This window comes from Candidatus Campylobacter infans (assembly GCF_013416015.1).
Classification (GTDB): domain Bacteria; phylum Campylobacterota; class Campylobacteria; order Campylobacterales; family Campylobacteraceae; genus Campylobacter; species Campylobacter infans.
Genome location: NZ_CP049075.1, coordinates 1,701,267 through 1,719,559 on the forward strand (window position 1 = coordinate 1,701,267; position 18,293 = coordinate 1,719,559).

Consider the following 18,293-nt stretch of genomic DNA (forward strand, 5'->3'; position numbering starts at 1 on the left):
TTTACCCTCCACAAACTGGTGGCAAAACACAAACCACATCGCCATCATTTAAAATTTGCTCTAAATCCATTGCTATTTCGTCATTTACGCTAATAGCACAAAGTCCAAGCCACTTTTTTAAATCATCATCTTTATTTAAAATTTGCTTTAATTCTTTTAAATTTTTTATGCTTAGGCTAAGGTTAGCTTTATGGCTTAATGGCCCTAAAAATTTTACTTCTATCATATTTTTACTCCAATTGTGTTGTAATTTATGTAATTTACAAAAGCTCCGTTTTGGATTTTAACATTTTCTCGCTTGGTAAAATCCACCAAAAAACTACCGCTTTTATGCCCGCTAAACTCCACACACAACCTGCTAGCAAAGGCGATTATTTCATCGCTTAATTTTTGCTTGGCGGTTTTTACGATGATGTGCGCGCTTTTTTGGGCTTGTAAATGAAACCAAAAATCATCTTTTTTGGCATTAGCAAGCAAAATGGCGTTGGCTTTTTCATTTTTGCCTACGCTAATTTTATAATCGCCAAAATAAAAATTTTGTATTAAATCGGCGTGTTTTTGGGGCTGTTTTGGAGCTTTTTTAGGCATTAAAATTTCAAGCTCAGTTGCGTTAGTGGCGTTAAAAACTGCTACTCTTAAACGCTCTAAAAACTCGATTTTTTGGCTTAAATTGCTAGTTTGTAAGCTTATGCGGCTAGCTTTTTGGCGGAGTTTTTTACATTCTTTAAACATTTCATTTGCGCAGATTTTAGGCGAGTTTTCAAGGCTGAATTTTAAAATTTCGCCCTCAAACTCAATATTAAAATTTCTTTCATAATCTTTTAGCAAATACAAATTCCCCCACAAAGCACTAGCTTGCTTAAATAACGCATCTGCCGTATTTTCTAGGCTTTGCTTGCTGGGTAGGGATTTTAAATTTTGAAGTAGTTTTTCAAGCTTTTTATCAATGCTTGCAATTTTATTTTGCTTGATTTGATTAAATCTTTGGAGTTTGATTTTTTTAAATTGAGCCTTAAAAAACTCATCAAAATCCACAATTTTCTCCACGGCTTTTTCTTTTATCAAAATAGGCTCTAAATGACAATACACCTTGCCCGGCATTATTGGGTGTTTGGCGTTATTTTGGTGGTGCAAGGCTTCTAAAATTTTATCTTTTTCATCTGTTAGCACAGCATTTGTAAAGCGACCTGTAAATTCAAAATAAATATTTGAAATTTGCTCTTTATACGAGCCACTTAAAAGCACTTTGAGATGTAAAATTCTATTATTTTGCGGGACTTGAATGGCTTGAATGCGCGAATTAGAAAAAAGCTTTTTTAAAAGCACATCAAAAGGGGCTTTGTATTCTTTAATGGAGCTTAAATCATCTGCGCTATAAATTGCTGAGTTTGATTTATTTAAATCAAAAATCAGCTTTAATTTACCATCAAAAACGAGCAAAAAAGCCATATCAGCTACGCGCTTAATTTGTGTGATTTTTTTAGTATTTTGGCTTAAAAAGCTAGCAATTTGAACCAGATTTGCGTATTTCATAGCAGAGATTGTAGCAAAAATCTGCTATAATGCGCGAATTTTTAAAAATTTTAAAGGATTTTAAATGCCCCAAACCATCACCGAAAAAATCTTTTCAGCTCACTGTGGATATAAAGCAAAAGCCGGCGACATCGTAGATAGCCCTATTGATATGGTAATAGGCAATGATATAACCACGCCTATTTCTATAAAGGCTTTTAGGCAAAGTGGAGCCAAAAAACTAGCCAACCCGCAAGGCTTTGCTATTGTAATGGATCATTATATCCCAGCAAAAGACATAATGAGCGCAAATCAAGCCAAAATCAGCAGAGAGTTTGCCTATGAGCATGATTTAGCAAATTTTTTTGATGAAAAAGACATGGGCATAGAGCACGCGCTAATACCTCAAAAAGGTTTAGTAATACCAGGCGATGTAATAATCGGCGCTGATAGCCATACTTGCACGCATGGCGCGCTTGGCGCATTTAGCACAGGTATGGGTAGTACTGATCTTGCTTATGCGATGATTACGGGCAAAAACTGGTTTAAAGTGCCAAAAAGCATAAAGGTAATATTTAAAAATCGCCCGGCTGAGCATATTTATGGCAAGGATTTAATTTTAGAGCTTATAGGCCAAATTGGCGTTGATGGCGCGCTTTATCAGGCTTTGGAATTTTGTGGTGATAGCCTTGAGTATTTGGATATGGATAGTAGATTTAGCCTGTGTAATATGGCAATAGAAGCTGGCGCAAAAAACGGAATAATCGCAGTAGATGAAATAACAAAAGAATTTTTAAAAGGGCGCGATTTAAGGGCCGAGCCAAAATTATATTATAGCGATGAGGGCGCAAGCTATGAGCGCGTGATAGAAATAGACACGGCAAAATTAGAGCCTGTCATTGCTTATCCATTTTTACCAAGCAACACCAAAAACATAAGCCAAGCTCTAAAAGACGATATAGCAGTAGATCAAGCTTTCATCGGCTCTTGCACAAATGGAAGATTGAGCGATCTAAGAATAGCTGCTAAAATTTTAAAAGGCAAACGCGTAGCCAAAAAAACACGCCTAATCATCACCCCAGCCACGCAACAAATCGCCCTAGCAGCGCAAAAAGAGGGCTTAATGGATATCTTTGTAGAAGCTGGCGCGCTAGTTAGCAACCCAACCTGTGGCGCGTGCCTTGGCGGATATATGGGGATTTTAGGCGCTAATGAAAGCTGTATTAGCACCACAAACCGCAATTTTATCGGGCGTATGGGTGATAGAACCAGCAAGGTATATCTAGCAAACTCAGCTGTCGTAGCAGCTAGTGCAATAGCTGGTAAAATCGCAGATCCGCGCGAGCTTTGATCGCCGCAAATAGCGTTATTTAGTAAAATTAGGCATAAATTAATTTGCTTATAAATTTTGCAGGCTTTAAGGGCTAAATTTTAAAATTTGCCATTTTAAATTTTAAAATTTGCCCGTTTAGTTTTTCAAAAATTCGCTAATTTAAATTTTAAAATTTATTTAAAGGCTTTTAGGCGTAAGGAATTTAACACCACGCAAACCGAGCTTAAACTCATCGCCATCGCGCCGTATGCTGGGTTTAAGCTAAGATTAAATAACGGATAAAGCGCGCCAGCGGCCACTGGTATGCAAATCAAATTATAAACAAAGGCCCAGGCTAGATTTTGCTTGATGATTTTGCGCGCAAAAGCGCATAATTTAAGCGCGTAAATGCTAGCTTTTAAATCATTTTTAATCAGCAAAATATCGCCAGCATCTTTTGCTATATCAGCGCCACTACTAATAGCAATAGAAACATCTGCTTGAGCCAAAGCAAGAGCATCATTTATCCCATCGCCCACAAAAATAACCCCGCCTTTTTCTTGTAGCTCTTTGATTTTTTCTAGTTTTTGAGTGGGCAAAACCTCGGCAAAAAAGCTATTTATGCCTAATTCATCAGCTACGCTTTTAGCGTTTGTTTGCTTATCGCCTGTTAGCATAATAGGCTCTAAGTTTAGGGCTTTTAGGCTTTGTATTGTGAATTTTGCGTCTGCTTTAATGCTATCATTTAAGGCTATGAATCCGCGGTATTTGCCACCAATTGCTACCAAAACGCTAAGATTTTTAACGCAAGGTTCTTGGAAAATTACTCCATGCTTTGCTAAAAGCTTAGCATTGCCTATTAAAATTTGGCCGTTTTCATACTCTAATCCTAAGCCAGCAAGTTCGTTTAAGTTGCCACTTGCTTTTTCGTAAATTTTAACATTTTCGCAAATCGCTTTTGAAATTAAATGCCCGCTTAAAGCACAAACGCCAGCCACAAGGCGCAAATCATTATCATTTAAAGTGCTTTTTACAATGCTTAATTTTGCGTTAGTAAGCGTGCCGGTTTTATCAAAAACTATGTATTTTGCGCCATTAAAACGCTCAAAAATACTAGGATTTTTAATCAAAACACCCTGCTTTGCTGCTTGGCTAATAGCACAAACGCTAGCTATCGGCGCAGCCAGCCCAAGCGCGCAAGGGCACGAAATAATCAAAACGCAAAGCGCATTCATTATTCCAAGTGGTAAATCAAAAAAAGACCAAATGGCAAAAGTTATAAAAGAAAGTGCGATCACCAAAGGCGTAAAAACATTTGCTATTTTATCGGCTAAGCGCGATATATTAAGCTTAAAGCTGCCACTATCTTGTAAAAGCTCTAAAATTTCAGCCAATAAAGTATTATCTATGCTTTTAGAAATTTTTACATTTATAAAGCCATTTATATTTGTGGTGCCAGCAAAAACGCTATCATTTACGCTTTTATATTTTGGCAAACTCTCGCCTGTGATAGAACTTTCATCAATTTGCGCCCCACCGCTTATTATTTGCCCATCACTTGGGATATTAAAGCCACTTTTTACGCTTACGACATCACCTATTTTTAGCTCTTTTACATCAATTATTTTTTCTTTGCCATCAGCACCTATTAAAATGGCAGTTCTAGGGCTTAAATCCATTAAGGTTTTTAAAAAATCTTTGGCTTTTTGTTTTGAATTAGCTTCTAAAAATTTACCAAAAAGCACAAAGGCTATAATCATCGTAGGGCTATCAAAATACAAATAACGCATATTTTCAGCAAAAATTTCAGGCACAAAAAACACAAAAGCAGAATAAAAATAAGCACAAAGCACACTAAGGCTAACAAGCACATTCATATCATAGTTTTTAGCCCTAATGCCTAAAAACGCGTGCTTTAAAAAGCCAAAACCACACCAAAACACGCTTAGCGAACAAGCCAAAAAAGCAACCAAACCAGCATAAAAACCCAAAATATGACTACAATACATCACCACACAAGCTAAAATCACGCTTGCTATAAGTTTATAAAGTAGTGATTTTATCGCGTTTTGCTCTGCTTTTGCAAGTTCTGAGTAATCATTACAAACGCCATAGCCTAATTTTTTAATTTTTGCTTTAATTATTTTTTGTAATTCATCAATATCGCGCCCTTTTTCTATCTCAAAAAGCGCGCTATTATCAGCAAGGCTAACCTTTGCGCTTTTAATGCCATCAAGCTTTGAAGTGGCGCGAGTTATGGCGTTTGCGCAATTTACACAAGACATACCAGTGATATTTAAGCGGAGTTTTTTCATTTTAAAATTTTAAATTAAGGCTTGATTTGCCCAAGCACCTCAAAACCCAAATCGCTCAAAGCATCTTTAAAAGCCTCAATTTCATCATCTTTTAGCTCTACGCTTAAACGGCGCGGATTAAAGCTAAAATCTATACTAATATCGCCAAAATCATCACAAAGCGCGTTTTTAATGGTATTAGCGCAGTTTTGGCACTCGATATTTGCTACCTCAAAAATCATTTTCAATCCTTTGTAATTTTAAAATTATAATGCGCAGATTTTAAATCTTAAATTAATAAAATTTTAAACTTTATTAAAGATAAAATTTCACATAAATAGCCTTTTTTAGCTACAATTAAAATTTTAATTTAAAACAGGCGCGCTTTATGGATAAAAAAATCAATTTTTATGATCTTAGATGGATGATGTCGCTTTTTGGCACTGCTGTGGGGGCTGGAATTTTATTTTTACCGATAAAAGCGGGCGTTGCTGGGATTTATCCTGTTTTTGTGATGGCGCTTTTAGCCTTTCCTATGACTTATCTTAGCCATTTGGGACTTGCTAGATTTTGTGCTGGACAAAAAGGCGATATTAGCGATGTTAGCGAGCATTACTTTGGCTTTAAAATCGGCTTTATAATCACAATTTTGTGTTTTTTTGCATTTTTTCCAGCTTGTATTATGTATGGTGTGGGCATCACAAATACCACAATAAGCTTTCTTAACAATCAAATGGGCTTAGAAAATATCAATCGCTTAGTGGTTGTTTTGGTGCTTATTTCAGCTCTTATGCTTGTTATGGTTTTTCACGAGGATTTAGTTATTAGAGTGTGTGAGTGGCTGGTGTATCCGCTGTGTGTTATTTTGCTTTTATTTTCTTTATATTTAACTCAATTTTGGGATTATTCTAATTTTTCTTATTTGCCAAATTTTAAAGATTTTAGCCACACTATTATTTTTGCCTTGCCGATTTTAGCCTTTGCTTTTGAGCATACGCCAGCTATTTCGACCTTTTCGCAAAGTATGGAACGACATTATGGCAAAGCACATCAAGATGAAAAATCAAGGCGAATTTTATTTTGTAATGCTGGTTTGTTGCTCTTTTTTACGATGTTTTTTGTGTTTTCTTGCGTGATGAGCCTAAGCCCTGCTGATTTAGCCCTAGCAAAAGAGCAAAATATCCCAATCGTTAGCTATTTTGCCAACAAATTAAATAATCCGCTAATGGGCATTCTTGCGCCATTAATTGCGGTTTTGGCTATTTCTACTAGCTTTTTTGGGCATTATTTTGGAGCAAAAGAAGGACTAAATGGAATAATTTTCAAACTCTGTAAAATCACACACGAAAGACCGCCAAACAAGCGTAAAATCGCCTTTTTCTCTGGGCTTGGCTTTTATTTGCTTATGCTTGTTAGCTCTTATTTTAATCCTAGCATTTTAGGCATTATAGACACTCTTACTGGCCCTGTAATAGCAATGATTTTATTTTTATTGCCTGTACTTGGTTTTTATAAGGTTAAAAGACTTAGAAAATACCGCAATATCTTAGCAGATATTTTTATTGCGCTTTTTGGAGTGCTTACAATAGCAACGGTGCTTTTTAATATTTTTGCTTAATTTAGCGCGTTTTATTAAAATTTCTAGCATAATTTTTTGGCTTAAAATCATTAAAATTTGCTATAATCGGCGCTTTATTTTTCACAAAGGATACAAATGGGACGAGCTTTTGAATACCGAAGGGCAAGCAAAGAAGCAAGATGGGATAAAATGAGTAAGCTATTTCCAAAGCTTGGCAAGGCAATCACCATAGCAGCAAAAGAAGGTGGCTGCGATCCTGATATGAACCCAAAACTTCGCACCGCGATAATGACGGCAAAAGCGCAAAATATGCCAAAAGACAACATTGACGCAGCCATTAAAAGAGCAAACGGCAAAGATAGCGCAGATATTAAAACGATTTTTTATGATGGCAAGGCAGCACATGGCACACAAATCATCGTTGAAACCGCAACCGATAACCCTACGCGCACAGTAGCAAACATAAAAGCCATTTTTAATAAAAACGGCGGAGAAATGCTGCCAAGTGGCTCGCTTAATTTTATGTTCGCGCGCAAGGCTGTTTTTTGCGTGGATAATTATACTGGCGATATTGATGAGCTAGAATTAGGCTTGATTGATGCAGGGCTTGAGGATTTACAAGCACAAGATAATCAATTAAAAATAATTGGCGATTATACAAGCTTTGGGACGCTTTCAAATGCGCTTGAAGCTTTAAATATCCAAATTAAAAAAGGCACGCTCGAATACCTGCCAAATACGACTATCACGCTTGATGATGCGCAAATGAGCGAGCTTGAAAAACTGCTTGATAAGCTTGAAGATGACGATGATGTCCAAGCCGTTTATACAAATATAGAATAAGGACAAAAATGGAAAAACTTAAAATTTACCAAATCAACCAAGCCGAACTTGAAAAATGTAAATTTGCCACAATCACCACAGATAAAGGCATAATGAATGTAGCCTTACACGCAAGCAAAGCCCCCCAAGCTGTTAGTAATTTCGTGCATTTAGCAAAATCTGGCTTTTATGATGGATTAAGCTTTCACCGCGTAATTTCCGGCTTTGTAGCACAAGGTGGCTGTCCTAATGGCGATGGGCGCGGGGGTCCAGGCTGGCGAATAGCTTGTGAATGCGATAATCAAGGCCTTTGCCACAAGCGCGGGACTTTATCTATGGCGCACGCTGGGCGCGATACTGGCGGTTCGCAATTTTTCATTTGTTTTGAAGCGCAACCTCACCTTGATGGCGTTCATACAATCTTTGGCGATTTAGAAGGCGAGCAAAGCTTTAAAGTGCTTGATAAGCTAAAACAAGGCGACAAAATCAAAAGCATAGAGATTAAACAAAGCCTTTAAATTTTAATAAATTATAAAATTTAGCGCCAAAAGAAAATTTCAAAAGAAGTATCAAAGCTTTTTGATGCTTCTTATTTTAATAATCCACTTAAAATAAATCTTATTATAAAGCATTTCATTAGCTCTTAGCTGCTTGCAAGCGCAAATTTTAATAAAATATTTTGGCAAATTTCATAATTAAATTTTAAATAAAATAATTCAAAATTTTATTTCATTTAAAATTTACCACTTAAAATTTTAAAATTTTGTCCTTTTTATAAGGATAAAATTCTTAGAAATTTTAGTAAAAAGCGCAAAATCTCTTGTAATTTAAATTTTTTTTGATATAATCACGCCCTTTATTTGCAGACCAAGCGCAAGTGCGCCTCTGGCAATAAAGACAAATAAAGCGTCATTTGCAAATCCAAACCCGCCAATGACAAGTTATTTTAAAGGACAATTCATGGAAAGAATAAGGCTAAAACTTAAAGCCTATGACCACCGCGTTTTGGACCGCACAGTAAGTGCCATAGTCGATGCAGTTCGCAGGACTGGTGCTGATATCCGCGGACCTATACCAATGCCTACTAAGCTTAAACGCTACACAGTGCTAAAATCTCCACACATCAATAAAGACAGCCGCGAGCAGTTTGAGATGAGAATTCACGGCCGTATGCTTGATATACTAGCAGCTACGCCAGATACCGTAGATAGCCTAACCAAGCTTGACCTTGCGCCTGAGGTGAATGTAGAAGTGCGCGCACTTGGCAATAAATAAGGTGGTAAAATATGGAATATATAGTTGAAAAAATCGGTATGAGCCGAACGATCGGTTTGCCTAGCGTGCCAGTTACTTTAATAAAAGTAATACCAGCAAAGGTTTGCGCTCTTGGCGAAGATGGGCGTGCCATCGTAGCTTATGCTCACACAAAAGCATCAAATAAAGCAATCAGTGGCCAACAAGCCAAATATGGCCTAAGCAAAGAATTTAATAGCTTTGCGACCCTAAGCGTGGCTAATAGCGAAGCTGGCAGCGATGTAGATGTAAGCCCGCTAAAAGAGGCTAAAATTTTAAAAGTAAGTTTTAATACAAAAGGACGCGGTTTTTCTGGCGTAATTAAACGCCATGGTTTTGCTGGTGGTCCAAAAAGCCACGGCTCACGCTTTCATAGACGCCCAGGCTCTATTGGTAACTGCGAATGGCCAGGACGCGTTCAACCTGGTATGAAAATGGCAGGACATTATGGCAATGAAAAAACTAGCGTTAAAAACGAAATAGTAAGCTTTGATGAAGCTAATGGCGTTTTAGTGCTAAAAGGCTCTGTGCCAGGATTTAATGGCGCTATGGGTCGTATAAAGGTGGTAAAATGAGTAAAATTTCAGTATTAAACGAGAAATTTCAACCTAGCGGTGAGTTAGCCTTGCCTGATAGCTACGAGAAAATAAACTCACACAATTTATATTTATATGTAAAAAGCTATCTTGCTAGCATTCGCTCAAACACAGCACACACTAAATCTCGCTCAACAATCAGCGGTGGTGGCAAAAAACCATGGCGTCAAAAAGGTCGTGGCGGAGCAAGAGCAGGCTCAACTCGCACACCTGTATGGGTAGGCGGAGCAGTAGCTTTTGGTCCTAAAAGCGATAGAAACTACAACCAAAAAATCAATAAAAAACAAAAACGCCTTGCTTTGGAATTTGCTTTAAATGAAAAAGCCACAAACGGCAAGCTTTTTGCGCTTGAAAGCATTAAAATAGAAAGTGGCAAAACAAAAGATGCGGCCGCTATGATTAAAACAGCAGGCGTGCGTGATGCGCTAATTATCTTAAATAGCCTAGAAGCTAGCACTTTACTAGCATTTAGAAATTTACAAAATTGCTATGTAGTAGATGCAAGCGAGGTAAATGCCTATTTAGTAGCTGTGTATGGCGCAGTAATAGCCGAAAAATCAGCGCTAGAATCAATTATAAAAGAGGGCTAAGATGGCAGATATAACAGATATCAAATCTATACTTTATACAGAAAAAACCCTAAGCTTACAAGAAAATGGCGTGGTTGTTATACAAACATCACCGCGCGTTACAAAAAACGGGTTAAAAGAGGTATTAAAACAATATTTTGGTGTAACGCCACTTAAAGTCAATTCTTTAAGAATGGACGGAAAAGTTAAGCGTTTTAGAGGTAGGGCTGGTGTGCGAGATGATTTTAAGAAATTCTATGTAACCTTGCCTGAGGGCGTAAGTCTAGCTAACCAGGAGGCATAAAATGGCGATAAAATCATACAAACCATACACTCCAAGCAGGAGATTTATGACAGGTATTTCTAGCGAAAATATCACAGCAAAACCAAGCGTGCGTTCTTTGCTAGTTAAACTACCAGCTACTGCAGGACGCAACAATAACGGCAGAATAACAAGCCGCCACAAAGAAGCTGGCGCTAAAAAACTATATCGTATAATTGATTTTAAACGCAAAAAATACGATATTCCAGCAAAGGTAGAAGCCATTGAATACGATCCAAATAGAAATTGTCGTATAGCTTTATTGTCTTATCTTGATGGCGAAAAACGCTACATTATCCACCCAAGTGGCTTGAATGTAGGCGATATGGTAAGTGCTAGCCAAGCAGGACTTGATATTAAACCAGGTAATGCTATGAAACTAAAAAGCATTCCAGTAGGTACCATCGTGCATAATATAGAATTAAAACCTGGTAAAGGCGCTCAAATAGCACGCTCAGCAGGCGGTTATGCACAGCTAATGGGTAAAGAAGAAAAATATGTAATCTTGCGCTTACCAAGTGGTGAAATGCGTCAAGTATTAGCTGAATGTATGGCTACAATTGGCGTAGTAGATAATGAAGAATGGGCAAATGTAACAATAGGCAAGGCTGGACGCAATCGCTACCGCGGAATTCGCCCACAAACTCGTGGCTCAGCGATGAACCCAGTAGATCACCCACACGGCGGTGGTGAAGGCAAGAAAAACTCAGGACGCCACCCAGTAACTCCTTGGGGCAAACCAACCAAAGGCGCAAAAACTCGCCGTAAAAAAGCGAGCGATAAGCTAATAATTTCAAGAAGAAAGGGCAAATAGATGGCTAGATCATTGAAAAAAGGTCCATTTGTAGACGGCCATGTGATGAAAAAAGTTCTAGCCGCTAAAAAGGCTAACGACAACAAACCTATCAAAACTTGGTCAAGACGAAGCACCATAGTGCCTGATATGATAGGGCTAACATTTAATGTGCATAATGGCAAAAATTTTATCCCTGTATATATTACAGAAAATCACATAGGATACAAGCTTGGCGAATTTGCACCTACACGCACTTTTAAAGGCCATAAAGGCTCAGTGCAAAAGAAAATTGGTAAGTAAGGGGTAGGCAATGAGTAAATCTATAATAAAATTTGTTCGCTTATCTCCAACAAAGGCGCGCTTAATAGCAAGAGAGGTTCAAGGCATGAATGCTGAACTTGCCCTTGCAAGCCTAAGCTTTATGCCAAATCGTGGTGCTAAATACATAGCCACTGCCATTAGCTCAGCCGTAGCAAATGGTGGCTTTGAACCAGAAGAGGTAATAGTTAAAAGTTGTCGCGTGGATGCTGGTCCTGTATTAAAAAGATTTCGCCCAAGAGCCAGAGGATCTGCTAGTAGAATCCGCAAACCTACTAGCCATATCCTAGTAGAAGTATCTAAAGCTAATAGTAAGGAAGCATAAAATGGGACAAAAAGTTAATCCAATAGGCCTAAGATTAGGTATAAATAGAAACTGGGAATCTCGCTGGTTTCCTGCTAAGTCTAGCTTAGCTGATGGTATTGCTGAGGATTATAAGATTAGAAAATTCCTAAAAGCAAAATTATATTATGCTGGAATTTCACAAATCCTAGTAGAGCGCACAGCTAAAAAAATCCGCGTAACAGTAGTAGCAGCAAGACCTGGCGTGATTATCGGCAAAAAAGGTGGCGAGATTGAAAATTTACGCGCAGATGTAGTAAAGCTAGTAAATAAAGATGTAGCAATCAATATAAAAGAAGAGCGCCGCGCAGGTAGCTCTGCTCAGCTAGCAGCCGAAAATGTAGCTATGCAACTAGAACGCCGCGTGGCTTTTCGCCGTGCTATGAAAAAGGTAATCCAAGGCGCACAAAAAGCAGGTGCTAAGGGTATAAAAGTAAGCGTTGCAGGTCGTTTAGGCGGAGCTGAAATGGCTAGAACTGAATGGTATCTTGAAGGACGCGTGCCACTACATACTTTACGCGCTAAGATTGATTATGGTTTTGCTGAGGCGCATACAACTTATGGCAATATAGGCATAAAAGTATGGATTTTCAAGGGTGAAATTTTACAAAAAGGCATTCAAGCAGAAAAAAGCGAAGATGCTACACCAAAACGCCCAAGACGCACTAGAAGGAGCAAATAATGCTACAACCAAAAAGAACAAAATTTCGCAAAATGATGAAAGGGCGCAATCGCGGTTATGCAAATAACGCAAATACCTTAGCCCTTGGCGATTTTGCACTTAAAGCTATTGAGGCTGGTCGCATTAACTCTCGCCAAATAGAATCAGCTCGCCAAGCTTTTACTCGTCATACCAAAAGACAAGCAAAATCTTGGATTAGAGTATTTCCTGATAAACCTATCACCAAAAAACCACTAGAAACTCGTATGGGTAAAGGTAAAGGTGGAGTAGAAGAGTGGGTTATGAATATAAAACCGGGCAGGATTATATTTGAGCTAGCAGGCGTTAGCGAAGAGCTAGCAAGAGAAGCGCTAACCATCGCTATGCATAAGCTACCTTTTAAAACTAAGTTTATAACAAGGCAGAGCGAAAATGAAATATACTGAGTTAAAAGATAAAAGCGTGGCTGAGTTAAACACGCTACTAAAAGAAAAAAAGGTGCTTTTATTTACACTTAAACAAAAGCTTAAAACAATGCAGCTAACTAATCCAAATGAGATTCGTGATGCTCGCAAAGACATCGCAAAGATCAATACTGCGATTTCTCTAACTAAGTAAAGGATAGAAAATGGCAGTAGAAATGAAAAGACAAATTCAAGGTCTTGTCGTAGCACGCGCAGGCGATAAAAGCGCTACTGTGCTAGTAGAGCACAAGGTTATGCATCCAAGATACCATAAATTTGTAAAAAGATTTAAAAAATACATAGTTCATGATGAGAAAAACGAGCTAAAAATAGGCGATACAATAGCAGCAATAGAATGCCGCCCATTAAGCGCACGCAAAAAATTCCGCCTAAAAGCAGTTTTGAAAACAGGAGTTGAATAATGATACAAAGTTTTACAAGACTAGCAGTAGCTGATAATAGCGGAGCAAAAGAATTAATGTGCATAAAGGTTTTAGGTGGTAGCAAACGCCGCTACGCAAGCCTAGGCGATGTAATCGTATGCTCTGTAAAAAAGGCCTTACCAAATGGCAAGGTTAAAAAAGGTCAAGTAGTAAAGGCTGTGGTAGTTCGCACTAAAAAAGAAGTTCAAAGAGCAGATGGCGCACTTATTCGTTTTGATGAAAATGCGGCTGTGATTTTAGATGCAAAACGCGAACCTATTGGCACTCGTATTTTTGGACCAGTTGGTCGTGAAGTACGCTATGCAAATTTTATGAAAATTGTCTCATTGGCACCGGAGGTTTTATAATGGCAGTAAAATTTAAACTAAAAAAAGGCGATAGTGTTAAGATTATCGCTGGTGATGATAAAGGCAAGATCAGTAAAATTTTAGCTGTTTTACCAAAAGAGCATAAGGTAATTTGCGAAGGCATAAACCTAGCTAAAAAAGCTGTAAAACCTAGTGAAAAATATCAAAATGGTGGCTTTGTGAATAAAGAAGTGGCCATTGATATTTCAAATGTAGCAAAAGTAGAGGGCTAAGAGATGGGATTTCAAGCAAGATTACAACAAAAATATAAAGACAGCGCTCGCCCAGCTTTAAGCAGTGAGTTTGGGATTAAAAATCCTATGCTAATACCGGCCTTAGAAAAAGTAGTAATAAGCGTTGGCGCAGGCGAATTAGCAAAAGATCAAAAAACATTACAAAATATGGCTGATACTATCTCGCTAATAGCAGGACAAAAAGCCGTCATAACCAATGCTAAAAAATCAGTAGCGGGCTTTAAGGTGCGCGAGGGCTTCCCTGTGGGCATTAAAGTAACGCTTAGAAAAGAACAAATGTTCGTTTTTCTTGATAAGCTAATAAGCATTGCTTTGCCACGCGTTAAGGATTTTAGAGGCTTGCCAAGAAACGGCTTTGATGGGCGCGGTAATTATAACTTTGGCCTAACAGAACAGCTAATGTTCCCAGAAGTAGTATATGATCAAATCATCCGCACTCATGGTATGAATATAACCATAGTAACCACCGCACAAGACGATAAACAGGCAATGAAGCTATTAGAGCTTTTGGGCCTACCATTTGCAAAAGGAAAGTAAAATGGCAAAAAAATCAATGATAGCAAAAGCGGCACGCCCAGCTAAATTTTCAAGCCGCAAATACACTAGATGCAATATTTGCGGGCGTCCGCATTCAGTGTATCGCGACTTTGGAATTTGTCGTGTGTGCCTAAGAAAAATGGCTAATGAAGGTCTAATCCCAGGCCTTAAAAAAGCAAGTTGGTAAGGACAGATAATGAATGATTTAATCTCAGATGCGCTAACTCGCATCCGCAATGCAGCCCTTCGCAAACTAGATACTACAAAGCTTTTACACTCTAATGTCGTAGAAGCTACACTTAAAATTTTAGAGCAAAAAGGCTATGTAGAAAGCTATAATGTAGTTAGCGAAGATAATAAAAAATTTATAAATGTAGTGCTTAAATACGATGAAACTGGCAAAAGCGTAATCAATGAACTTAAACGCATCTCAAAGCCAGGACGCCGCGTATATAAAGGCAAAGATGAAATAAAACGTTTCAAAAATGGCTACGGCACAATTATCGTAAGCACAAATAAGGGCGTTTTAAGCAATGACGATGCCCATAAAGAAGGCGTTGGCGGCGAAATACTTTGTACCGTTTGGTAAGCTCTTTTTAGCGCACCTTTGCTAGGTGCGCTAGCTTAAAATTTTAATCTTTTTAAAATTTCTTTTTAAAATTTCTTAAATTTTAAAATTTTTTTGTTGGCTTAGCCCGCGCGGGGCTAACAACGGCTAACCTTGGTAGTGAATTAAAATTTCTTTTTAAAATTTCTAAGAATTATGCCTAACTCAAAAAAATAATTTAAAATTTTAAACACATAAAATTTACAAGATTTTCTACTAAATTAATTTATAAGTTTTAAATAAAAATTTAAATGAGTTATAAATAGCTAGACGCCCGTTAAAACAGGCGTTGCTTGATACAAAAAAATTAATGCCAAAATTAAGTTTATTCTTTCTTTTCTTTGTGTAAATTGACATTTTTTCCATTTACAAATAAATGCGAAACTAACGATGAATGCAAAATCATATCAAGCGGGAGCTGTTTGATATCGCTACCTTTTGGCAAAATCGCCACAGCTATATCAGCTGGCGCGCCTTTTGTGATTATGCCGTTATCAAGGCGCAGAGCCTTTGCTCCGTTTCTTGTAGCCATCATTAACAAGTCTTTTGAAAGAGTATTTATAGAACTTCTATGTGTAAATAGCGCAGCCCGCATCTCGTCCCAAATATTTAAACTAAAATTTGAACTCATACCATCGGTGCCAAGCGTTATATTTGCATGCTTGGAGGCGTTTTTAATATCAAGCGTGAAGCCATCGAGCAAGCGATTTGAACGCGGACAATGCGCAATGTGCAAAATATCCTCAAAATAATCCCTAGCATACAAACAATGCGCAAAAATCGTAGTTTCTTTATCAAAAGCTGATAAAAATGATTTTGCTGTATAAAATGGCTTAGATTCATGGCTAAAACTAGAAAGCCATTTTTTAAAATCTCCGCTTTCATCTTCGAGCCAGATTTTTTCAGCCTTGCTTTCTAAAAAATGCGTGCTAACTAGCGTGTTTTCGCTTTTTGCCAATTTTACGGCGCGCCCTAAAAGTTCAGGATGCGTAGAATACGGTGAATGCACGCTAATTGCTGGGGTAAAAAGTTCGCTTTTGTGAATTTTTGCTTCTTTAAAACGCGTTAAAAACTCAGCCCAATTTTTTTCTATTTCGTTTTCTTTCGCGCCTAAAATTTCAGTAAAAAACACAGTTCTAGCTTCGCTTTTAGCCAGCACGCTTAAATCCTCGCCAAAACTTGAAATTTCACCAACCGTGCCAACTCCACTTTCTAGCATACTTTTTAAAGCCCGTCTTATCACGCCTTTATTTAGCTTTTTTAGCAAGGCTTCTCTTTGGGCTAAAACGCTACCAAGCCAAGAAATAAAATCGCCGTATTTTAATCTAGCTTTATTTATGCTAAATTCTAAATGCGTGTGTGTATTAATAAATGCTGGCAATGCTACATAATTTGGCACTGAGATTATTTCATCATTTGGGCTAATTGACAATTCTTTAAGCGGGATTAATTTTTCAATGTGAGTGTCAAACAAAATCGCGTGGTCTTGCAAAATCCTAAAATCATCATCACAAGTTATAATATACTTTGGCACCAATACTTTCATAAACAAACCCTTTAAAATTAAAAATAACAAAATTGTAGCAAAAATTTAGAAATTTTTTTGTAAAATATGCGATTTATTTTAGATTAGGAGCTAAAAAAAATGAAAATTAGAGTAATTCAAGGTCCAAATATCAATATGCTAGGAAAGCGCGATCCATCGATATATGGCGTTATGAGTATGGATGATATCCACGATAATATGAAAAAAGTAGCCGATGCCGCAGGCCATGAAATAGAATTTTTTCAAAGCAATTACGAAGGCGAGATTGTCGATAAAATCCAAGAATGTTTAGGCAAGGTAGATGGTATTATTATAAATCCTGCCGCATTTACGCATACTTCTATTGCTATTTTAGACGCACTCAGTGCCGTAAGGCTACCTACTATTGAGGTGCATATATCAAATATCCACGCAAGAGAGGAATTTCGCTCTAAAAGCATGACCGCACCAGCAGCTACTGGCGTAATAGCAGGTTTTGGCCCATTAGGCTATCATATAGCAATTATTTCTATGATAGAAATTTTCAACCAAATAAAAGCCGCAAAAGCCGCAAGAAAGACACAACAAGCCTAAATGCAAAATTTCATACTCCAAAATGAAAATGCCGTTTATTATGAATGCGGATATAGCTGTGATAATGAAATATTCATTAAAGCTGGCGATGAACAATTTTTTATAACAGATGCAAGATATGGCATCGAAGCAAAAAGTCACTTAAAAAATACACATTTAATCGTGGCACAAACTTCTTTAATCAAAGAAGCAAGATTATTATTGCGCAAATTAGCCCCTAAAAAACTCAGCCTAGATCCGGCTGATTTTAGCTATCAAAGCCTAAAAGATTTAACACGCGATATGTATTTTAGCCTAGATTTTGCGCATAATTTTTCTCAAAAAAAACGCATAATCAAAAATGCCGATGAAATTGAAATTTTAAAAAAAGCGGCAAAATTGGGCGCAAAGGGCTTTAATAAAATAGCAAAAAAACTATCCAAAATAATCGCAAATAAAGAAAAAATTAGCGAGCAAAGATTAAATTTTTTAAGCGCGCAAATTTTACAAAAACATGGCCAATTAGGGCTTAGTTTTGCGCCTATTACGGCTTTTAATGCAAACGCTGCCAAAGCGCACGCTTTGCCTGAGAACATTATTGCAAAAAAGGGAGATTTATTTTTGCTAGATGCTGGCATACGCTATCAAAGGTATTGTAGTGATCGCACCAGAACCCTTGAATTAAACCAAAAAATGCAAATGAGCAAAACGCAAAAGTTCAAAGACAGCAAAAAAAATGAAATTTATCAAATAGTTCTACAAGCCCAGCAAGCCGCGATAAATGCGGTAAAACCTGGCGTTTTGGCTTGTGATATTGATGCTAAGGCGAGATCTGTGATACAAAAAGCAGGATATGGCAAAAATTTTTTTCATAGCACAGGGCATGGCGTAGGGCTTGATATACACGAATTACCGCGCATTAATCAATCAAGCACCGAGATATTAAAAGAGGGTATGATTTTTAGCATTGAGCCTGGGATTTATTTTGAGGGGGAATTTGGAGTAAGAATCGAGGATGTCGTAGTGGTTACAAAAAACGGCTGTGAGATATTTTGATTAAAATTTGCGTTTTGTAATAGTAGCTTTGGCAAAAAGATAAATTTTAAAATCACCGCTTTATATGCTA

26 protein-coding genes and 1 pseudogene are annotated in these 18,293 nt (G+C 37.5%); 22 read left to right on the forward strand and 5 right to left on the reverse strand.

Translation table 11 applies throughout. From position 1 onward, the window contains the following. Position 1 precedes the first annotated feature (1 nt). Together CINF_RS08560 and CINF_RS08565 are read right to left on the reverse strand one after the other, a co-directional pair. Positions 2 to 226 carry a MoaD/ThiS family protein gene (locus tag CINF_RS08560; RefSeq protein ID WP_179975244.1) on the reverse strand — a complete coding sequence of 75 codons (225 nt, stop codon included), beginning with the start codon at positions 224 to 226 and terminating at the stop codon, positions 2 to 4. Then, positions 223 to 1,533, reverse strand: a complete 1,311-nt coding sequence (locus CINF_RS08565; RefSeq protein WP_179975245.1) for an NFACT RNA binding domain-containing protein — start codon at positions 1,531 to 1,533, stop codon at positions 223 to 225. Before CINF_RS08565 ends, CINF_RS08560 begins: the two co-directional genes overlap by 4 nt. A 64-nt stretch (positions 1,534 to 1,597) precedes the next feature. Between CINF_RS08565 and leuC the strand changes: the two genes are divergently transcribed. After that, positions 1,598 to 2,863, forward strand: coding sequence for a 3-isopropylmalate dehydratase large subunit (gene leuC, locus CINF_RS08570; protein WP_179975246.1), 1,266 nt, complete (start codon positions 1,598 to 1,600; stop codon positions 2,861 to 2,863). A 155-nt stretch (positions 2,864 to 3,018) separates the two neighbouring features. Here the strand turns inward: leuC and CINF_RS08575 are convergent, their stop codons facing one another. After that, positions 3,019 to 5,139: a heavy metal translocating P-type ATPase gene (locus CINF_RS08575; RefSeq protein WP_240156126.1), complete on the reverse strand. Its 2,121-nt coding sequence runs from the start codon at positions 5,137 to 5,139 to the stop codon at positions 3,019 to 3,021. Between the two features lie 14 nt (positions 5,140 to 5,153). Then, positions 5,154 to 5,360 carry a heavy-metal-associated domain-containing protein gene (locus tag CINF_RS08580; RefSeq protein WP_179975247.1) on the reverse strand — a complete coding sequence of 69 codons (207 nt, stop codon included), beginning with the start codon at positions 5,358 to 5,360 and terminating at the stop codon, positions 5,154 to 5,156. A 146-nt stretch (positions 5,361 to 5,506) separates the two neighbouring features. On the opposite strand from CINF_RS08580, the gene CINF_RS08585 reads away from it, so the two are divergent. The 19 genes and pseudogenes from CINF_RS08585 to rpsH all read left to right on the forward strand — a co-directional run bounded on the left by CINF_RS08585 (position 5,507) and on the right by rpsH (position 15,051). Continuing rightward, complete coding sequence (locus CINF_RS08585) at positions 5,507 to 6,736, forward strand: SLC5/6 family protein (RefSeq protein ID WP_179975248.1); 1,230 nt, start codon at positions 5,507 to 5,509, stop codon at positions 6,734 to 6,736. Between the two features lie 96 nt (positions 6,737 to 6,832). Next, entirely contained in the window at positions 6,833 to 7,540 is a 708-nt protein-coding gene (locus tag CINF_RS08590) for a YebC/PmpR family DNA-binding transcriptional regulator (RefSeq protein ID WP_179975249.1), read from the forward strand. Between the two features lie 8 nt (positions 7,541 to 7,548). Continuing rightward, the gene (locus tag CINF_RS08595; RefSeq protein WP_179975250.1) at positions 7,549 to 8,037 is read left to right on the forward strand and encodes a peptidylprolyl isomerase; all 489 of its coding nucleotides are present in this window, start codon (positions 7,549 to 7,551) and stop codon (positions 8,035 to 8,037) included. Between the two features lie 442 nt (positions 8,038 to 8,479). Further along, positions 8,480 to 8,794, forward strand: coding sequence for a 30S ribosomal protein S10 (rpsJ, locus tag CINF_RS08600; protein ID WP_178695631.1), 315 nt, complete (start codon positions 8,480 to 8,482; stop codon positions 8,792 to 8,794). Between the two features lie 11 nt (positions 8,795 to 8,805). Next, positions 8,806 to 9,387 carry a 50S ribosomal protein L3 gene (gene rplC, locus CINF_RS08605; RefSeq protein ID WP_179975251.1) on the forward strand — a complete coding sequence of 194 codons (582 nt, stop codon included), beginning with the start codon at positions 8,806 to 8,808 and terminating at the stop codon, positions 9,385 to 9,387. Then, positions 9,384 to 9,998 (forward strand): 50S ribosomal protein L4, encoded by a 615-nt coding sequence (rplD, locus tag CINF_RS08610; protein WP_178695627.1) that lies wholly within the window; start codon positions 9,384 to 9,386, stop codon positions 9,996 to 9,998. The genes rplC and rplD overlap by 4 nt, the downstream gene beginning before the upstream one ends. A 1-nt stretch (position 9,999) precedes the next feature. Then, positions 10,000 to 10,281: a 50S ribosomal protein L23 gene (locus tag CINF_RS08615; protein ID WP_178695625.1), complete on the forward strand. Its 282-nt coding sequence runs from the start codon at positions 10,000 to 10,002 to the stop codon at positions 10,279 to 10,281. Between the two features lies 1 nt (position 10,282). Next, positions 10,283 to 11,113: a 50S ribosomal protein L2 gene (gene rplB, locus CINF_RS08620; RefSeq protein WP_179975252.1), complete on the forward strand. Its 831-nt coding sequence runs from the start codon at positions 10,283 to 10,285 to the stop codon at positions 11,111 to 11,113. Next, positions 11,114 to 11,395: a 30S ribosomal protein S19 gene (gene rpsS / locus CINF_RS08625; RefSeq protein WP_178695621.1), complete on the forward strand. Its 282-nt coding sequence runs from the start codon at positions 11,114 to 11,116 to the stop codon at positions 11,393 to 11,395. Positions 11,396 to 11,405: 10 nt separating this feature from the next. Continuing rightward, positions 11,406 to 11,729: pseudogene (gene rplV / locus CINF_RS08630) on the forward strand (50S ribosomal protein L22); the annotation flags it as partial. Positions 11,730 to 11,739: 10 nt separating this feature from the next. Next, positions 11,740 to 12,438, forward strand: a complete 699-nt coding sequence (gene rpsC / locus CINF_RS08635) for a 30S ribosomal protein S3 (protein WP_178695617.1) — start codon at positions 11,740 to 11,742, stop codon at positions 12,436 to 12,438. Beyond that, positions 12,438 to 12,863, forward strand: coding sequence for a 50S ribosomal protein L16 (rplP, locus tag CINF_RS08640; RefSeq protein WP_178695615.1), 426 nt, complete (start codon positions 12,438 to 12,440; stop codon positions 12,861 to 12,863). Before rpsC ends, rplP begins: the two co-directional genes overlap by 1 nt. Beyond that, positions 12,850 to 13,035: a 50S ribosomal protein L29 gene (rpmC, locus tag CINF_RS08645; protein WP_178695613.1), complete on the forward strand. Its 186-nt coding sequence runs from the start codon at positions 12,850 to 12,852 to the stop codon at positions 13,033 to 13,035. The genes rplP and rpmC overlap by 14 nt, the downstream gene beginning before the upstream one ends. Positions 13,036 to 13,045: 10 nt before the next feature. Continuing rightward, positions 13,046 to 13,303 carry a 30S ribosomal protein S17 gene (rpsQ, locus tag CINF_RS08650; RefSeq protein ID WP_179975254.1) on the forward strand — a complete coding sequence of 86 codons (258 nt, stop codon included), beginning with the start codon at positions 13,046 to 13,048 and terminating at the stop codon, positions 13,301 to 13,303. After that, on the forward strand, positions 13,303 to 13,671 hold the full coding sequence (gene rplN, locus CINF_RS08655) for a 50S ribosomal protein L14 (RefSeq protein WP_178695609.1): 369 nt from the start codon (positions 13,303 to 13,305) through the stop codon (positions 13,669 to 13,671). The genes rpsQ and rplN overlap by 1 nt, the downstream gene beginning before the upstream one ends. Then, positions 13,671 to 13,904: a 50S ribosomal protein L24 gene (gene rplX, locus CINF_RS08660; protein ID WP_178695607.1), complete on the forward strand. Its 234-nt coding sequence runs from the start codon at positions 13,671 to 13,673 to the stop codon at positions 13,902 to 13,904. The genes rplN and rplX overlap by 1 nt, the downstream gene beginning before the upstream one ends. A 3-nt stretch (positions 13,905 to 13,907) precedes the next feature. Beyond that, a complete protein-coding gene (rplE, locus tag CINF_RS08665; RefSeq protein WP_178695605.1) occupies positions 13,908 to 14,462 on the forward strand; it encodes a 50S ribosomal protein L5 in 555 nt (184 codons plus the stop codon). A gap of 1 nt (position 14,463) precedes the next feature. Further along, positions 14,464 to 14,649 (forward strand): type Z 30S ribosomal protein S14, encoded by a 186-nt coding sequence (locus tag CINF_RS08670; protein ID WP_178695603.1) that lies wholly within the window; start codon positions 14,464 to 14,466, stop codon positions 14,647 to 14,649. Positions 14,650 to 14,655: 6 nt separating this feature from the next. After that, a complete protein-coding gene (gene rpsH, locus CINF_RS08675) occupies positions 14,656 to 15,051 on the forward strand; it encodes a 30S ribosomal protein S8 (RefSeq protein ID WP_178695909.1) in 396 nt (131 codons plus the stop codon). A 343-nt stretch (positions 15,052 to 15,394) separates the two neighbouring features. Here rpsH and mqnF read toward each other — a convergent pair whose 3' ends face one another. Further along, positions 15,395 to 16,615, reverse strand: coding sequence for an aminofutalosine deaminase family hydrolase (mqnF, locus tag CINF_RS08680; RefSeq protein ID WP_178695601.1), 1,221 nt, complete (start codon positions 16,613 to 16,615; stop codon positions 15,395 to 15,397). Positions 16,616 to 16,714: 99 nt separating this feature from the next. Here mqnF and aroQ point away from each other — a divergent pair, with 99 nt between their 5' ends. Both aroQ and CINF_RS08690 read left to right on the forward strand, forming a co-directional pair. Further along, positions 16,715 to 17,188, forward strand: coding sequence for a type II 3-dehydroquinate dehydratase (aroQ, locus tag CINF_RS08685; RefSeq protein WP_178695599.1), 474 nt, complete (start codon positions 16,715 to 16,717; stop codon positions 17,186 to 17,188). Continuing rightward, complete coding sequence (locus CINF_RS08690) at positions 17,189 to 18,223, forward strand: M24 family metallopeptidase (protein WP_179975255.1); 1,035 nt, start codon at positions 17,189 to 17,191, stop codon at positions 18,221 to 18,223. Positions 18,224 to 18,293: the final 70 nt, after the last annotated feature.

Bases quoted from the DNA above. Each gene is read 5' to 3' on its own strand.
- CINF_RS08560 (WP_179975244.1), bottom strand. From the start codon at position 226: ATGATAGAAGTAAAATTTTTAGGGCCATTAAGCCATAAAGCTAACCTT.
- CINF_RS08565 (WP_179975245.1), bottom strand. From the start codon at position 1,533: ATGAAATACGCAAATCTGGTTCAAATTGCTAGCTTTTTAAGCCAAAAT.
- leuC (WP_179975246.1), top strand. From the start codon at position 1,598: ATGCCCCAAACCATCACCGAAAAAATCTTTTCAGCTCACTGTGGATAT.
- CINF_RS08575 (WP_240156126.1), bottom strand. From the start codon at position 5,139: ATGAAAAAACTCCGCTTAAATATCACTGGTATGTCTTGTGTAAATTGC.
- CINF_RS08580 (WP_179975247.1), bottom strand. From the start codon at position 5,360: ATGATTTTTGAGGTAGCAAATATCGAGTGCCAAAACTGCGCTAATACC.
- CINF_RS08585 (WP_179975248.1), top strand. From the start codon at position 5,507: ATGGATAAAAAAATCAATTTTTATGATCTTAGATGGATGATGTCGCTT.
- CINF_RS08590 (WP_179975249.1), top strand. From the start codon at position 6,833: ATGGGACGAGCTTTTGAATACCGAAGGGCAAGCAAAGAAGCAAGATGG.
- CINF_RS08595 (WP_179975250.1), top strand. From the start codon at position 7,549: ATGGAAAAACTTAAAATTTACCAAATCAACCAAGCCGAACTTGAAAAA.
- rpsJ (WP_178695631.1), top strand. From the start codon at position 8,480: ATGGAAAGAATAAGGCTAAAACTTAAAGCCTATGACCACCGCGTTTTG.
- rplC (WP_179975251.1), top strand. From the start codon at position 8,806: ATGGAATATATAGTTGAAAAAATCGGTATGAGCCGAACGATCGGTTTG.
- rplD (WP_178695627.1), top strand. From the start codon at position 9,384: ATGAGTAAAATTTCAGTATTAAACGAGAAATTTCAACCTAGCGGTGAG.
- CINF_RS08615 (WP_178695625.1), top strand. From the start codon at position 10,000: ATGGCAGATATAACAGATATCAAATCTATACTTTATACAGAAAAAACC.
- rplB (WP_179975252.1), top strand. From the start codon at position 10,283: ATGGCGATAAAATCATACAAACCATACACTCCAAGCAGGAGATTTATG.
- rpsS (WP_178695621.1), top strand. From the start codon at position 11,114: ATGGCTAGATCATTGAAAAAAGGTCCATTTGTAGACGGCCATGTGATG.
- rpsC (WP_178695617.1), top strand. From the start codon at position 11,740: ATGGGACAAAAAGTTAATCCAATAGGCCTAAGATTAGGTATAAATAGA.
- rplP (WP_178695615.1), top strand. From the start codon at position 12,438: ATGCTACAACCAAAAAGAACAAAATTTCGCAAAATGATGAAAGGGCGC.
- rpmC (WP_178695613.1), top strand. From the start codon at position 12,850: ATGAAATATACTGAGTTAAAAGATAAAAGCGTGGCTGAGTTAAACACG.
- rpsQ (WP_179975254.1), top strand. From the start codon at position 13,046: ATGGCAGTAGAAATGAAAAGACAAATTCAAGGTCTTGTCGTAGCACGC.
- rplN (WP_178695609.1), top strand. From the start codon at position 13,303: ATGATACAAAGTTTTACAAGACTAGCAGTAGCTGATAATAGCGGAGCA.
- rplX (WP_178695607.1), top strand. From the start codon at position 13,671: ATGGCAGTAAAATTTAAACTAAAAAAAGGCGATAGTGTTAAGATTATC.
- rplE (WP_178695605.1), top strand. From the start codon at position 13,908: ATGGGATTTCAAGCAAGATTACAACAAAAATATAAAGACAGCGCTCGC.
- CINF_RS08670 (WP_178695603.1), top strand. From the start codon at position 14,464: ATGGCAAAAAAATCAATGATAGCAAAAGCGGCACGCCCAGCTAAATTT.
- mqnF (WP_178695601.1), bottom strand. From the start codon at position 16,615: ATGAAAGTATTGGTGCCAAAGTATATTATAACTTGTGATGATGATTTT.
- aroQ (WP_178695599.1), top strand. From the start codon at position 16,715: ATGAAAATTAGAGTAATTCAAGGTCCAAATATCAATATGCTAGGAAAG.
- CINF_RS08690 (WP_179975255.1), top strand. From the start codon at position 17,189: ATGCAAAATTTCATACTCCAAAATGAAAATGCCGTTTATTATGAATGC.